Source organism: Rheinheimera tilapiae, from assembly GCF_042432165.1.
Classification (GTDB): Bacteria; Pseudomonadota; Gammaproteobacteria; order Enterobacterales; family Alteromonadaceae; genus Pararheinheimera; species Pararheinheimera tilapiae.
Window position 1 is genome coordinate 1 of record NZ_JBHLXP010000007.1, and the last position, 15,981, is coordinate 15,981.

Annotated in this window: 13 protein-coding genes and 1 tRNA gene; all 14 read right to left on the reverse strand. The window is 48.7% G+C overall.

Annotated features, from left to right (window positions below):
* The coding region (locus ACFFJP_RS19760; RefSeq protein ID WP_377248489.1) for a GTP-binding protein at positions 1 to 362 on the reverse strand (362 nt) is incomplete at its 3' end.
* Between the two features lie 53 nt (positions 363 to 415).
* Positions 416 to 2,521, reverse strand: coding sequence for an elongation factor G (gene fusA / locus ACFFJP_RS19765; RefSeq protein ID WP_377248492.1), 2,106 nt, complete (start codon positions 2,519 to 2,521; stop codon positions 416 to 418).
* Between the two features lie 27 nt (positions 2,522 to 2,548).
* On the reverse strand, positions 2,549 to 3,019 hold the full coding sequence (gene rpsG, locus ACFFJP_RS19770) for a 30S ribosomal protein S7 (protein WP_031564165.1): 471 nt from the start codon (positions 3,017 to 3,019) through the stop codon (positions 2,549 to 2,551).
* A gap of 82 nt (positions 3,020 to 3,101) precedes the next feature.
* Entirely contained in the window at positions 3,102 to 3,479 is a 378-nt protein-coding gene (gene rpsL / locus ACFFJP_RS19775) for a 30S ribosomal protein S12 (protein ID WP_031564163.1), read from the reverse strand.
* Between the two features lie 158 nt (positions 3,480 to 3,637).
* On the reverse strand, positions 3,638 to 7,819 hold the full coding sequence (gene rpoC / locus ACFFJP_RS19780) for a DNA-directed RNA polymerase subunit beta' (protein WP_377248496.1): 4,182 nt from the start codon (positions 7,817 to 7,819) through the stop codon (positions 3,638 to 3,640).
* Positions 7,820 to 7,914: 95 nt separating this feature from the next.
* Positions 7,915 to 11,940 (reverse strand): DNA-directed RNA polymerase subunit beta, encoded by a 4,026-nt coding sequence (gene rpoB / locus ACFFJP_RS19785; protein ID WP_377248499.1) that lies wholly within the window; start codon positions 11,938 to 11,940, stop codon positions 7,915 to 7,917.
* Positions 11,941 to 12,118: 178 nt separating this feature from the next.
* Entirely contained in the window at positions 12,119 to 12,484 is a 366-nt protein-coding gene (rplL, locus tag ACFFJP_RS19790) for a 50S ribosomal protein L7/L12 (RefSeq protein ID WP_377248502.1), read from the reverse strand.
* A 68-nt stretch (positions 12,485 to 12,552) separates the two neighbouring features.
* Positions 12,553 to 13,047: a 50S ribosomal protein L10 gene (gene rplJ, locus ACFFJP_RS19795; RefSeq protein WP_377248505.1), complete on the reverse strand. Its 495-nt coding sequence runs from the start codon at positions 13,045 to 13,047 to the stop codon at positions 12,553 to 12,555.
* Positions 13,048 to 13,356: 309 nt separating this feature from the next.
* On the reverse strand, positions 13,357 to 14,058 hold the full coding sequence (rplA, locus tag ACFFJP_RS19800) for a 50S ribosomal protein L1 (protein ID WP_377248508.1): 702 nt from the start codon (positions 14,056 to 14,058) through the stop codon (positions 13,357 to 13,359).
* 3 nt (positions 14,059 to 14,061) lie between these two features.
* On the reverse strand, positions 14,062 to 14,490 hold the full coding sequence (gene rplK, locus ACFFJP_RS19805) for a 50S ribosomal protein L11 (RefSeq protein ID WP_377248511.1): 429 nt from the start codon (positions 14,488 to 14,490) through the stop codon (positions 14,062 to 14,064).
* Between the two features lie 126 nt (positions 14,491 to 14,616).
* The gene (gene nusG / locus ACFFJP_RS19810) at positions 14,617 to 15,144 is read right to left on the reverse strand and encodes a transcription termination/antitermination protein NusG (protein WP_106388943.1); all 528 of its coding nucleotides are present in this window, start codon (positions 15,142 to 15,144) and stop codon (positions 14,617 to 14,619) included.
* Between the two features lie 15 nt (positions 15,145 to 15,159).
* The gene (gene secE, locus ACFFJP_RS19815) at positions 15,160 to 15,534 is read right to left on the reverse strand and encodes a preprotein translocase subunit SecE (protein ID WP_377248514.1); all 375 of its coding nucleotides are present in this window, start codon (positions 15,532 to 15,534) and stop codon (positions 15,160 to 15,162) included.
* Between the two features lie 83 nt (positions 15,535 to 15,617).
* A tRNA-Trp gene (locus ACFFJP_RS19820) sits at positions 15,618 to 15,694 on the reverse strand.
* Between the two features lie 216 nt (positions 15,695 to 15,910).
* Positions 15,911 to 15,981: EF-Tu C-terminal domain-related protein (locus ACFFJP_RS19825; RefSeq protein ID WP_377243332.1), on the reverse strand; the 71-nt coding region annotated here is incomplete at its 5' end.

Below are 15,981 nucleotides of genomic sequence, written 5' to 3' on the forward strand. Positions count from 1 at the left end.
AGGATGTGCTCACGAGTCTGTGGCATTGGGCCGTCAGTTGCAGCTACTACCAGAATAGCGCCGTCCATCTGAGCAGCACCAGTGATCATGTTTTTAACATAGTCAGCGTGACCTGGGCAGTCTACGTGTGCGTAGTGACGAGTTGGGGTGTCGTATTCAACGTGAGAAGTGTTGATCGTGATACCACGAGCTTTTTCTTCTGGCGCTTTATCGATTTGGTCGAATGCGAAAGCCTGACCGCCGTAGTGCTTTGCCAGTACGTTGGTGATAGCTGCTGTCAGAGTAGTTTTACCGTGGTCAACGTGGCCGATTGTGCCTACGTTTACGTGCGGTTTGTTACGTTCAAATTTAGCCTTAGCCATTTCAATTACCTTCTGTTAAGTAGACCCGATTTAGACCGGGCCGAATTAAATAATTATTCGCCTGTTCTGCGAGCAGCAATAATCGCATCGGTTACGTTATTAGGCGCTTCCATGTACTTCAATGGCTCCATTGAATACGAAGCACGACCCTGCGTTAAAGAACGCATACTGGTCGCATAACCAAACATTTCCGATAACGGCACTTGTGCGTCGACGACTTTAATACCACCAGGAGCGTCTTCCATACCATTGATAATACCGCGACGGCGATTTAAATCACCTACGATATCGCCCATGAAGTCGTCGGGTGTTACCACCTCAACTTTCATCACAGGCTCCAGCAGAACTGGCTTGGCTTGCAGAGCACCTTTTTTGAAACCCATCGAAGCAGCTATTTTAAATGCCATTTCGTTTGAGTCTACATCGTGGTATGAACCATCAAATACAGAAACCTTCACATCGATGACTGGATACCCGGCAAGGATACCGTTTTTCATTTGTTCTTGGATGCCTTTGTCGATCGCTGGAATGAACTCCTTAGGAATCACGCCACCAACCACCGCATTCACGAACTCGTAGCCCTTGCCTTCTTCCAGTGGTTCAATCTTCAGCCAACAGTGACCAAATTGGCCACGTCCACCAGATTGACGTACGAACTTTCCTTCAACTTCCGTGGTTCCACGAATAGTTTCACGATAGGCAACCTGAGGTTTACCCACATTCGCTTCGACCTTAAACTCACGCTTCATTCGATCAACGATGATTTCCAGGTGTAATTCACCCATGCCCGAGATAATAGTTTGACCCGTCTCGTCATCAGTATGAACACGGAATGATGGATCTTCGGCAGCTAATTTACTTAGTGCGATCCCCATTTTTTCCTGGTCAGCTTTAGTTTTTGGCTCCACTGCCACCGAAATAACCGGTTCCGGGAACTCCATCCGTTCGAGAATAATCACTGCATTCTCGTCGCAGAGAGTGTCACCGGTCGTTGTGTCTTTTAAACCGATAGCTGCTGCAATATCACCTGCGCGCACTTCCTTAATTTCTTCACGGCTATTAGCGTGCATCTGCACGATACGGCCAATGCGCTCTCTTTTCTGCTTTACAGAGTTATACACAGCAGAGCCGGCTTCAACAACACCGGAATAGACGCGGAAGAATGTAAGAGTACCCACAAACGGGTCTGTCGCAATTTTAAATGCTAATGCTGAGAACGGTTCGTCATCACTTGAGTGACGCTCACCTTCAGACTCATCTTCATGAATACCTTTAATGGCTTTCACTTCAGTTGGCGAAGGTAAAAAGTAAATGACGTTGTCGAGCATGGCCTGAACGCCTTTATTCTTAAAGGCTGAACCGCACATCACCAGTACAACTTGGTTACGAACGGTCAGGTCACGCAATGCGGCCCGGATCTCGTCTTCTGAGAAATCACCACCTTCAAGGTAGCGTTCCATCAGCTCTTCATTAGATTCAGCGGCGGCTTCAATCATGTTTTGGCGCCACTCGTTCGCCTCATCGAGCATATCCGCAGGGATATCTTCATAGGTGAACGTCATACCTTGATCAGCTTCATTCCAATTAATGGTTTTCATCTTGATCAGGTCGATAACGCCTTTAAAATTTTCTTCAGCACCGATAGGCAGCTGAATTGGAACGATTGTCGAGTTCAGGCGGTCGCGCGCTTGCTTGACTACACGCAGGAAGTTTGCGCCAGTACGATCCAACTTGTTGACGAATATCATCCGTGGGACTTCATACTTGTTCGCTTGCCGCCATACGGTTTCAGTTTGCGGTTGCACACCTGAAGAACCACAAAGCACAACAACAGCACCATCAAGCACCCGCAGAGAACGTTCAACTTCGATAGTGAAGTCGACGTGCCCTGGAGTATCTATCAGGTTAATTCGGTGTTGCTCGAACTGCTGTTGCATCCCTGACCAGAAAGCGGTAGTTGCAGCAGACGTGATAGTGATACCACGCTCCTGCTCCTGTTCCATCCAGTCCATGGTTGCAGCGCCGTCGTGTACTTCACCAATTTTATGTGAACGGCCGGTATAAAACAGTACGCGCTCCGAAGTCGTGGTTTTACCCGCGTCAACGTGAGCGACGATACCGATATTCCGATAACGTTCAATAGGAGTAGTACGTGCCACAATCGAATCCTCTTTATACGGTCTAAATTACCAGCGGAAGTGAGCGAAAGCTTTGTTCGCTTCAGCCATACGGTGTACGTCTTCACGCTTCTTAACAGCAGAACCTTTGTTCTCAATAGCATCCAGCATTTCACCAGCCAAACGCTGGGCCATTGATTTCTCACCACGTTTACGGGCTGCTTCTGTCAACCAACGCATTGCTAACGCATTGCGGCGAACCTGACGAACTTCACATGGAACCTGATAAGTAGAACCACCCACGCGGCGTGATTTAACTTCTACTGTTGGACGGATGTTATCCAGTGCAACTTCAAAGATATCCAGTTCAGCTTTTTTAGACTTGGTTGCTGCAATTTCCAATGCGCCGTATACGATTGATTCAGCGATTGATTTTTTACCGTCGATCATTACGACGTTTACGAACTTGGCCAGCAGTTCACTTCCGAATTTAGGATCTGGAAGGATTTTACGTTGACCTATGACGCGTCTTCTTGGCATTCGAAACTCCGATTGCTTCAGGTGATTCCAAAACTTTTAATGAAAAAAGTTGTTTAGTTTGGCCTTACTTAACGGAGTTAAGTTATTTATTCTTCGGCCGTTTAGCGCCGTATTTAGAACGGCCTTGCTTACGATCTTTAACGCCTGCACAGTCTAATGTGCCGCGTACGGTGTGGTAGCGCACACCTGGAAGGTCTTTTACCCGGCCGCCACGGATCAGGACAACGCTGTGTTCCTGTAAGTTGTGGCCTTCACCACCAATGTAAGAAGAAACTTCAAAACCGTTGGTTAAACGGACACGGCATACTTTACGCAGTGCTGAGTTTGGCTTCTTAGGGGTAGTGGTGTATACGCGGGTACAAACACCACGCTTCTGTGGGCAAGCCTCGAGCGCCGGAACGGTGCTCTTAGAGACCACCTGGCTGCGCGGCTTACGCACTAGCTGGTTGATTGTTGCCATTAAATACTCCTGGTTTAAAAAATATACCCAATAAACGTGTAATTCCGCACCCGAAATCGGGGGCCGCGGAATTCTACTGGTCAACCTTTGACCTGTCAAGAAAGAAAAAGCCCGCCGTATCTAAGATACGGCGGGCTTTCCAGCTATTTCAGACGTGATTAATCGTCGTTACCGGACAAGTCCATGTTCAGTGCGTCTGTCAGGGCTTGTTCAGCCACTTCAGCGCTCATCGCAGGTTCTGCCACTTCACCATTAGCGATCCGCGCACGTTGACGCGTGCGGTTCTGGTGATAAGCGAAACCAGTACCGGCTGGGATCAGTCGGCCCACAATCACGTTTTCTTTCAGACCACGCAGTTCGTCGGTTTTCCCGCCAACTGCTGCTTCTGTCAGAACGCGTGTGGTTTCCTGGAACGATGCGGCAGAAATGAAAGAGTCCGTCGACAGCGATGCTTTGGTGATACCCAGCAAGCTGCGTTCGTACTTCGCAGGGATCTTACCTGCTGCTTCCAGTTCTACGTTCGCGATGTTCACACGAGACACTTCAACCTGTTCGCCTTCGAGGAACTCACTGTCACCCGGGTGCAGGATCACGCACTTACGCAGCATTTGACGAATAATCGTTTCAATGTGCTTGTCGTTGATCTTAACGCCCTGCAGACGGTAAACGTCCTGTACTTCGTTCACAATGTAGCTGGCTACATGGTGGACACCACGTAAACGCAGGATATCGTGTGGTGACTCTGGACCTTCAGAGATAACCTCACCTTTCTCGATGCGTTCGCCTTCAAACACGTTCACTTGACGCCATTTCGGGATCATCTCTTCATGAGAGTCACCTTGCTCTGGCGTGATAATCAGACGACGTTTGCCTTTGGTTTCTTTACCAAAGCTGATGACACCTGAGATCTCGGCCAGAATAGCTGGATCTTTTGGTTTCCGTGCTTCGAACAAGTCCGCAACGCGCGGCAGACCACCGGTGATGTCGCGTGTTTTCGAGCCTTCTTGTGGAATGCGCGCTAACACAGTACCTGGCTTCACATTCTGACCATCGGTAATTTCGATAGTCGTGAAACTTGGCAGACGAATTTCCTGCAGTGCACCGTCGTCCATCGCGAGAATGAGTTTTGGCTCTTTCGCATTCACTTTGGACAGGTCTTTTACTACAGTCCGGCTTAAACCAGTCAGGTCATCTTGCTGAACTTCAGTGTTACTGTCGTCAACATCGCTGAATGAAACCTTAGCACCACGTTCCACAATGATTGGGTGTGAATGCGGATCCCAGTTCGCAACGATTTGACCGGCAGTCACAGTGCTGTTGTCGTCAATCGTTAACACAGAACCGTATGGCAGCTTATAACGCTCTTTCTCACGGCCTTGCTCGTCGAACACTGTCACTTCAGCTGAACGTGACGTGATAACGATCTTGTCGTCAGTATTGCGAACAAACTTCGCGTTATGCAGCTTCAGGGTACCGGAGTTTTTCACCTGAACACTGTTCTCAGCAGAAGCCCGTGATGCCGCACCACCGATGTGGAATGTCCGCATCGTCAGCTGAGTACCCGGTTCACCGATAGACTGCGCCGCGATAACACCAACCGCTTCACCGGCGTTGATGATATGGCCGCGGGCCAGATCACGACCGTAACACTTGGCACAAACACCAAAGTTGGTCTGACAGGTGATTACAGAACGGACATACACTTCATCAATTGAATGACTTTCGATCAGGTCACACAACTGTTCATCCAGCATGGTGCCGTCTGTTACCAGAACCTCACCAGTCGCAGGAACGATCACGTCGCCAATGACAACCCGACCCAATACGCGCTCACGCAGACCTTCTACAACGTCACCACCTTCAATCAGCGGTTTCATCATAATGCCACGATCTGATCCGCAATCAGCCTCAGTCACAACCAAATCTTGCGCTACGTCAACCAGACGACGAGTCAGGTAACCGGAGTTCGCTGTCTTCAGTGCGGTATCGGCAAGACCTTTACGCGCACCGTGCGTAGAGATGAAGTACTGTAGAACGCTTAAGCCTTCACGGAAGTTTGCCGTGATTGGTGTTTCGATGATTGAACCATCTGGTTTTGCCATCAAACCACGCATACCAGCTAACTGACGGATCTGAGCTGGTGAGCCCCGAGCGCCAGAGTCGGCCATCATATACACAGAGTTAAATGATGGTTGCGTCACTTCGTTGCCGTCGCGATCGATAACTTTTTCTTTCGACAAGTTATCCATCATGGCCTTTGACAACGCTTCGTTCGCCGTTGACCAGATATCGATAACTTTGTTGTATTTTTCACCGGCAGTAACCAGACCTTGTTGGAACTGGTCTTGGATTTCCGCCACTTCAGCTTCAGCAGCGCCGATGATGTCAACTTTTGCCGCAGGGATGACCATGTCATCAATACCTACAGACACGCCTGACAACATCGCGTAGTGGAAACCGGTATACATGATTTGGTCAGCAAGAATAACTGTGTTTTTCAAGCCGATCCGACGGTATGAACCGTTCAGTAACCGAGAAATCTGCTTTTTGCCCATTGCCTGGTTGATAGAATCAAACGCCAGACCTGTTGGCAGGATAGAGTACAGAATTGCACGGCCAACTGTCGTATCACGTACAGATGTCTTACTGGTGCTGGTACCATCTTCGTGGTTAGTCACTTCAGTCAAGCGCACTTTGACGCGGGCATGCAGGCTGGCAACACCAGCACGGAATGCTTTTTCCGCTTCTTTCGGGCTCTTGAACATCATGCCTTCGCCTTTTGCATTGACGGCATCACGAGTCATGTAATACAGACCCAACACAACGTCCTGTGAAGGAACGATGATTGGTTCACCGTTCGCTGGCGACAGTACGTTGTTAGTCGACATCATCAGCGCACGTGCTTCTAACTGAGCTTCCAGCGTCAGCGGTACGTGGACCGCCATCTGGTCACCGTCGAAGTCGGCGTTGTATGCCGCACACACCAATGGGTGCAGTTGGATCGCTTTACCTTCAATCAGTACTGGCTCGAACGCCTGAATACCCAGACGGTGCAGTGTTGGTGCGCGGTTCAACAGGACCGGATGTTCGCGGATCACTTCGTCCAGAACGTCCCAAACGGCCCCTTCTTCGCGCTCAACCATTTTCTTGGCAGCTTTGATAGTCGTAGCTAAACCACGGGCTTCCAGCTTGCCATAGATGAACGGCTTGAACAGTTCCAATGCCATTTTCTTCGGCAGACCACACTGGTGCAGACGCAGTGTAGGACCTACGGTAATAACAGAACGACCAGAATAGTCGACGCGCTTACCTAATAAGTTCTGGCGGAACCGACCTTGCTTACCTTTGATCATGTCAGCTAAAGATTTCAGCGGACGCTTGTTAGAACCAGTAATAGCACGGCCACGACGACCGTTATCTAACAGCGCATCCACCGCTTCCTGCAACATCCGTTTTTCGTTACGGACGATAATGTCAGGCGCAGACAGATCTAACAGACGCTTCAGACGGTTGTTCCGGTTGATCACACGACGGTACAGATCGTTCAGATCTGAAGTCGCAAAACGACCGCCATCCAATGGAACCAGCGGACGTAAATCCGGTGGCAGTACTGGCAGCACTGTCATGATCATCCACTCTGGTTTGTTGCCAGAAGTGTGGAATGCTTCCATCAATTTTAAGCGTTTGCTGATTTTCTTCCGTTTGGTTTCAGAGTTGATCGTTGGCAACTCTTCACGCATTTGCTTAATTTCTGTAGCCAGTTCAATACCCTTCAACAGGTCAAGAATTGCTTCTGCACCCATCTTGGCTTCGAACTCATCGCCGTGCTCTTCCAGCACGTCTAAGTATTCTTCTTCAGTCAGCATCTGACGACGCTCTAAAGAAGTCATACCTGGCTCAGTCACTACGTAGCTTTCGAAATACAGCACGCGTTCGATATCACGCAGCGTCATGTCTAACAGTAAACCGATACGGCTCGGCAGTGACTTCAGGAACCAAATGTGGGCAACCGGGCTCGCCAGTTCAATGTGGCCCATACGCTCACGGCGTACTTTTGTCAGCGTGACTTCAACGCCACACTTCTCACAAATGACACCACGGTGCTTCAAACGTTTGTACTTGCCGCACAGACATTCATAATCTTTCACCGGGCCAAAGATGCGGGCACAAAACAGGCCATCGCGCTCTGGTTTAAAGGTCCGGTAGTTGATGGTTTCTGGCTTTTTCACTTCACCAAATGACCACGAACGGATCATGTCCGGTGAAGACAGGCCAATGCGGATCACATCGAACTCTTCAGTTTTTGTTTGCTGTTTCAGAAACTTTAATAAGTCTTTCACTTTACTCTCCTGTCAGAGGTTAACCAGTCAGGGGGCGCAAAGGCCCCAATTCATCTCTCAGCGAATGCCCCCTGCTCGCACAGGGGGGCCGAGGGTTATTCCTCTTCCAATTCGATGTTGATACCGAGCGAACGGATTTCTTTCATCAATACGTTGAAAGATTCTGGCATGCCTGGTTCCATGCGGTGGTCGCCATCCACGATGTTTTTATACATCTTGGTCCGGCCATTCACGTCATCAGACTTCACAGTCAACATTTCCTGCAGGGTATAGGCTGCACCGTATGCTTCCAGTGCCCACACTTCCATCTCACCGAAGCGCTGACCACCGAACTGAGCTTTACCGCCCAGTGGCTGTTGGGTAACCAGACTGTACGAACCGGTAGAACGGGCGTGCATCTTGTCATCAACCAAGTGGTTCAGTTTCAGCATGTACATGTAGCCAACTGTAACTTTACGCTCGAAGGTATTACCGGTACGACCGTCATACAACGTGATCTGACCGCTAGTCGGTAAATCTGCCAGAGCCAACAGTTCTTTGATTTCGCTTTCTTTCGCGCCATCAAAGACCGGAGATGCAACAGGTAAACCTTTACGCAGGTTCTGCGCCAGACGACGGACTTCGTCATCGGTAAAGTTTGCTACATCAACGTTCTGACGAGATTCACCCAGAGCATAGGCTTTCACCAGGAAGTCACGGATCTCTGCGACTTCTTTTTGCTCTTTAATCATGGCGTCGATCTTGTCACCGATACCACGAGCGGCTAAGCCTAAGTGCGTTTCCAGGATCTGACCGATGTTCATCCGTGACGGAACGCCCAGCGGGTTCAGAACGATATCAACCGGCTGACCTTTTTCGTCATATGGCATGTCTTCAACTGGCACGATAGATGAGATAACACCCTTGTTACCGTGACGGCCGGCCATTTTGTCACCTGGCTGGATGCGACGTTTTACCGCTAAGTAAACTTTAACGATTTTCAACACGCCAGGAGCCAGGTCATCGCCCTGTACAATCTTGCGGCGTTTTGCTTCGAACTTCTTGTCGTATTCAATACGAATTTCTTCGTACTGAGCCGCTAATTGTTCTAAATCGTTCTGTTTGTCTTCGTCAGCCAGGCTTTGCGACAACAGCACGTCACCGCGCATGTTGTTCAGCTTAGCGCGATCAACACCAGTACCTTCCAGCAGGTTACGGGCGCGACTGAAAATACCTTCTTCGAGAATACGGAATTCTTCATTCAGGTCTTTTTTGGCCTGCTTGATTTCCATCTCTTCAATTTCACGCGCACGTTTGTCTTTTTCCACGCCATCACGGGTGAAAACCTGGACATCAATGACTGTACCAGTCACTGAGTTTGGTACGCGTAAAGAAGTATCTTTAACGTCAGACGCTTTCTCACCAAAAATCGCACGTAACAGTTTTTCTTCTGGTGTCAGCTGGCTCTCACCTTTTGGTGTCACTTTACCGACCAGAATGTCGCCACCTTTCACTTCAGCACCGATGTAAACGATACCGGCTTCATCCAGTTTCGACAGCGCTGATTCACCGACGTTTGGAATGTCGGCCGTGATTTCTTCAGCACCTAACTTGGTATCGCGGGCGATACAGCTCAGTTCCTGAATATGGATAGTGGTCAGGCGATCTTCCTGGACTAAACGCTCTGATAACAAAATCGAGTCTTCGAAGTTGTAACCGTTCCAAGGCATGAACGCGACGCGTAAGTTTTGGCCTAACGCCAGCTCGCCTAAATCTGTAGACGGACCGTCAGCGAGGACGTCACCACGTTCAATCGGTTCACCATGGTTAACACATGGGCGCTGATTGATACAGGTGTTCTGGTTAGAACGGGTGTACTTCGTCAGGTTATAGATATCGATACCGGCTTCACCGGCAACCATCTCTTCTTCGTGTACTTTAATCACGATGCGGCTGGCGTCGACATAATCGATCACACCACCACGTTTCGCGACCACAGTCACACCAGAATCTTTAGCAACAACACGCTCAACACCGGTACCTACTAACGGCTTATCAGCACGCAAAGTTGGTACGGCCTGACGTTGCATGTTCGAACCCATTAATGCGCGGTTGGCGTCATCGTGTTCCAAGAACGGGATCAGAGCTGCAGCGACTGACACGATCTGCTGCGGAGCAACGTCCATATACTGGACCTTGTCGGCTGGCATCAGTGTGAATTCGTTTTTGAAACGGCAAGGAACCAGCTCTTCAACCAGACGGTTTTCTGCGCTCAGTTCAGCGTTTGCCTGTGCAATGACGAAGTTACCTTCTTCAATCGCTGACAGGAAATCGACTTCGTCAGTGACGATACCATCTTCAATCCGGCGGTATGGGGTTTCCAGGAAACCGTACTCGTTGGTCTGTGCGAACATAGACAGCGAGTTGATCAGACCGATGTTCGGACCTTCAGGCGTTTCGATTGGACATACGCGACCATAGTGTGTCGGGTGAACGTCGCGGACTTCGAAGCCGGCGCGTTCACGCGTCAGACCACCAGGGCCTAATGCGGAGATACGACGTTTGTGCGTAACTTCTGACAATGGGTTGTTTTGGTCCATGAACTGAGACAGTTGGCTTGAACCGAAAAACTCTTTCACTGCTGCAGAGATTGGCTTGGCATTGATCAAATCCTGTGGCATCACAGCATCCAGATCGCCTAATGACAGACGTTCTTTAACTGCACGCTCAACACGAACTAAACCAACACGGAATTGGTTTTCTGCCATTTCGCCAACTGAACGGATCCGACGGTTACCCAGGTGGTCGATATCATCGACTTCGCCGTTACCGTTCCGGATATTGATCAGGACTTTCATGACTGCAAGGATGTCTTCTTTGCTCAGTACGCCGACACCTGTGCCTTCTTCGAAATTCACCCGACGGTTGAACTTCATGCGGCCTACAGTTGACAGGTCGTAACGATCTTCAGAGAAGAACAGATTTTCGAATAAAGTTTCCGCTGCTTCACGCGTTGGTGGTTCACCAGGGCGCATCATGCGGTAGATTTCGACCAGAGCTTCCATCCGGTTATTACTCGGATCAATGCGTAAGGTGTCAGAAATGTATGCACCTTGGTCCAAATCGTTGATAAATAATGTCTCAAAGCTTTCATAACCAGCTTTGGCAAGTTTCGCTAACAGCTCCAGTGTGAGCTCGGCGTTCGCTTCGGCAATAATCTCTCCGGTCGAACGGTCAGCATAATTTTTCGAAAGGACGCGGCCGACGACGTACTCGTGTGGTACTTCCATCAGGGTCATGCCGGTTTTTTCTAACTGGCGAACATGTTTAGCCGTAATACGGCGGCCAGCTTCAACAATGACTTCACCATTGTTATCTTTAATATCAAATGCAGCAGTTTCACCACGTAAGCGGTTTGCAACTACTTCCATCATCAATTTACCGTCTTTGATCTCAAACGTGGTGCTATCAAAGAAAGTAGTGAGTATGTCTTCAGTGCTCAGGTTCAATGCACGTAACAGAATGGTCGCTGGCAGTTTGCGGCGACGGTCGATACGGACGAACAGAGCATCTTTGGCATCAAACTCAAAATCAAGCCATGAACCACGGTATGGGATCACACGTGCGTTATATAACACTTTGCCTGATGAGTGAGTCTTGCCACGGTCGTGATCGAAAAACACGCCCGGACTACGGTGCAGCTGAGAAACAATAACACGCTCAGTACCATTGATAACAAAAGTACCGTTTTCAGTCATCAATGGGATTTCGCCCATATAGACTTCTTGTTCGCGGATATCTTTGATCGTACCTGGTGCTTCTTTATCAAACAGTACCATGCGCAGTTTGACGCGTAATGGCGCTGAGTAGGTTACACCGCGGATTTGACACTCTTTAACATCAAACACCGGCTCACCAATCCGATAGCTGACGTACTGCAGTTCTGCGCTGCCAGAGTAACTTTTGATTGGAAAAACAGAACGGAACGCAGCTTCTAGGCCGTATTCGCCTTCTGGATCTGGCTCAATAAACTTGCTGAACGATTCGATTTGAATCGACAACAGATATGGTACATCCAACACTTGTGGACGTTTACCGAAGTCCTTACGGATACGTTTCTTTTCAGAATAAGAGTAAGTCATGGGGTTCCTCAGCTTGCTGATTTTTTACCCTACCTACCCTTGCGGGGCGGTGGTTATGACATCCACTATGGCGTCATAAGGGGCGGGGAAAATCAATATCCCACAGCGCAAAAAGGCCGGTGGTTAAATCACCACCAGCCTAGCCTGAAATCAGGCGTCTAATCCAGTATGAGCTGGATTATTTAACTTCAACAGTAGCACCAGCTTCTTCTAACTCTTTCTTCAGAGCGTCAGCTTCAGCTTTAGAAACGGCTTCTTTGATTGCTGCTGGAGCAGATTCAACCAGATCTTTCGCTTCTTTCAGACCCAGACCTGTCGCGCCACGTACTGCTTTGATAACAGCAACTTTGTTCGCGCCGATTGAGGCCAGGATAACGTTGAATTCTGTTTGTTCTTCAACAACAGCAGCTGGACCTGCAGCAACTGCAACAGCAGCAGCAGCTGAAACGCCGAATTTTTCTTCCATAGCGCTAACCAGTTCAACAACTTCCATTACAGACATTGCTGCGATAGCGTCTAAAATTTGCTCTTTAGTAACTGACATTGCTCAGATTCCTAAACTATCGGGAAGATTTCCCGTATTAAACTTTACTTACCAAACAACACGTAGAATTACGCGGCTTGATCCTGTTTTTGGTCGCGAACCGCGGCAATTGTACGTACAAGTTTGCCGGCTGCTGCTTCTTTCATAGTGCTCATCAGGCGTGCAATAGCTTCGTTGCGTGTTGGCAGACTTGCTAATACATCGATACTGACTTTGGTGCCATTGAAGGCTGCGCCTTTCAGCTCAAACTTCTGGTTCTCTTTCGCGAAATCTTTGAAGATCCGCGCTGCAGCACCTGGGTGCTCTTTAGAGAACGCAATCAGTGTTGGGCCTACAAACGCGTCGCCTAAACACTCGAACTCGGTGCCAGTAACTGCACGGCGTACTAATGTATTACGGACAACTTTCATCCATACACCAGCTTCACGGGCCTGCTTACGCAGAGTTGTGATTTTGCCTACAGTGACACCACGAGCGTCTGCGACTACCGCAGATAAAGCACCTTTGGCAGCTTCCTGGACTTCAGCAACGATCGCTTTTTTGTCTTCAAGCTTAATAGCCATTGGCTCTTAACTCCTGGTTCATCCGGACGGAATTATCCGGGTGCCTACACATCGCTCAAATTCAGAAATGAACAGAGCGCGCGATTTACGGTGAGAGCCAGATTGATAGGAATCTTTCTGGGGCTAACACCGTCTGCGTAGGTTGTTGTTTTAAGCCGTTGTCTTCTCTAACGAAGAGTTCCGGCACCTACGGTCTTGGACGGAAGCCGATACTTTTGCACGCAAAAGCCGGCTTCTACCCTAAAATTTGAGCGCGAGATTATAAATTAACCTCGCGACTCTGTAAAGCTGCTTAATAAAGCGGCTCTATTATACTTTGGCGTCCAGAGAAGCCTGATCCAGCACGATACCTGCGCCGTGAGTTGAAGAGATAGTTACTTTCTTGATGTAAGTACCTTTTGCAACTGATGGCTTAGCACGTTTCAGAGCAACTAACAGAGACTCTAAGTTCTCTTTCAGTTTGTCTGTATCGAAGTTGACCTTACCGATCGTTGAATGGATGATACCATTCTTGTCGTTACGGTAACGCACCTGACCGGCTTTAGCGTTTTTAACTGCTTCAGCAACGTTTGGCGTTACAGTACCGGTTTTCGGGTTTGGCATCAGACCGCGAGGACCGAGGATTTGACCCAACATACCGACAACGCGCATTGCATCTGGAGATGCGATGACTACGTCAAAATTCATTTCGCCTTTCTTAACTTGTTCAGCTAAGTCTTCCATGCCCACGATGTCAGCGCCGGCAGCTTTAGCAGCTTCAGCATTAGCACCTTGAGTGAACACAGCAACGCGAACCGTACGGCCAGTACCGTGTGGCAGTACAGTTGCACCACGCACGTTCTGGTCAGATTTACGGGCATCGATACCGAGGTTGATAGCAACATCGATACTTTCAACGAATTTGCCAGCTGTTAATTCTTTTAATAACGCTACGGCGTCATTGATCGCGTATTCACGAGTAGAATCTACTTTTGAACGGATTAACTTAGCGCGTTTTGATAATTTAGCCATCGATTAACCCTCCACCACTAAGCCCATTGAGCGAGCTGTACCAGCGATGGTACGAACTGCTGCTTCGTCGTCGCCTGCCGTCAGGTCAGCACGTTTGATCTTAACGATCTCTTCGAGCTGAGCACGGGTAACTTTACCGACTTTCTGGGTATTAGGGCGACCTGAACCACCTTTCAGACCAGCTGCTTTTAACAGCAGGAATGATGCTGGTGGGGTACGGGTTTCGAATGTAAATGAGCGGTCACTGTATACAGTGATCACTACTGGGATTGGCATGCCTTTCTCAAGAGACTCTGTACGGGCGTTGAAGCCTTTACAGAATTCCATGATGTTCACACCGTGTTGACCCAGTGCTGGACCAACTGGTGGCGACGGGTTTGCCATACCAGCTTTAACTTGTAATTTTACAAGTGCCGTGACTTTCTTAGCCATGTTTCACCTCTTTATAGGGTCGTAGCCTCGTAAGTGCGAGGACACTTACTCAAACGGCTCCCCTGATGTTAAAAAAGGCCGCGATTATATTTTAATCAGCGGCCCGTTACAACGGATATTTCACCGTTAAGCTTTTTCGACCTGACCAAACTCCAGTTCGACTGGTGTTGAGCGACCAAAAATAAGAACAGAAACCTTGACTCGACTCTTTTCGTAATCGACTTCTTCAACTACGCCGTTAAAGTCAGCAAATGGACCTTCCGAAACTCGAACCACTTCACCCGCTTCAAACAAGGTCTTCGGCTTCGGTTTGTCAGCATTATCTTGCAGGCGATTCAGAATAGTATTGGCTTCTTTTTCGCTGATAGGCGCCGGACGATCTGACGTACCACCGATGAAACCCAGTACACGAGGCACGCTTTTTACTAAGTGCCATGCTTCTTCACACATTTCCATTTGGACTAATACATAGCCCGGAAAAAATTTGCGTTCTGATTTGCGTTTCTGGCCTGCGCGCATTTCCACGACTTCTTCAGTCGGAACTAAGACTTCGCCAAACTTCTCTTCCATGCTATGGATCTTGATATGCTCGCGTAACGACGTAGCGACGCGCTGCTCAAAGCCCGCAAAGGCCTGCACCACATACCAACGCATTTTTCCTGACATGGTTTAGATCCCCAATCCTGTTAAAAACGACACAATCTTCAGTAAAGCCATATCCAGCAGGTATAAAATAACCGCCATGATCAAAGTTACCACTGCCACGATAATCGTGGTTTGATTTGTTTCAGCTCGGGTTGGCCATACCACTTTGCGAACTTCTAGCTTGGCTTCTTTGGCAAAAGTCAAAAATTCATGGCCTTTTTGTGTTTGGGCTGCGACGAAACCAGCAAGTGGGATCATCACCAGCAGACCAATAGCCCGCTCTAAAGTTGAAAATTCAAAAATGTAGTTGGCGACGACTAATAAAGTCAGAATCGCGAATACCGCTATCCATTTGATGATGTCTAAACCGCTTTTCGGCGCTTCTGTTGCTGCGTTCATGCTCTAACTCACTATCCACGCTTGTTGTGACAAGCCACTACAGCTGTAATGCAGTATCAGCTACTACAATCAACTAAGAAAATTGGCAGGGGCAGAGGGATTCGAACCCCCAACCATCGGTTTTGGAGACCGCTGTTCTACCAATTGGAACTATGCCCCTGAGGTTTTTGCTGCCGGCAATGCCGCTAACAAAAAATAGCCGCTCATTATACTGTGCCAGCACACTAAAACAAGCATCACGGTCGGATACAACCGGATCTTTTTAACAGATCCAGCCGATCGTTCTGAATACTTCTACTTTATTTGGCGAGAACAGCAAAATAGAGCAGTAAAAAGCAAAAGGGCTCCAGAGGAGCCCTTTTCTATATCCGGACTATTACGCCAGGATCTTCGCTACTACGCCCGCACCTACTGTACGGCCGCCTTCACGGATTGCAAAACGCAGAC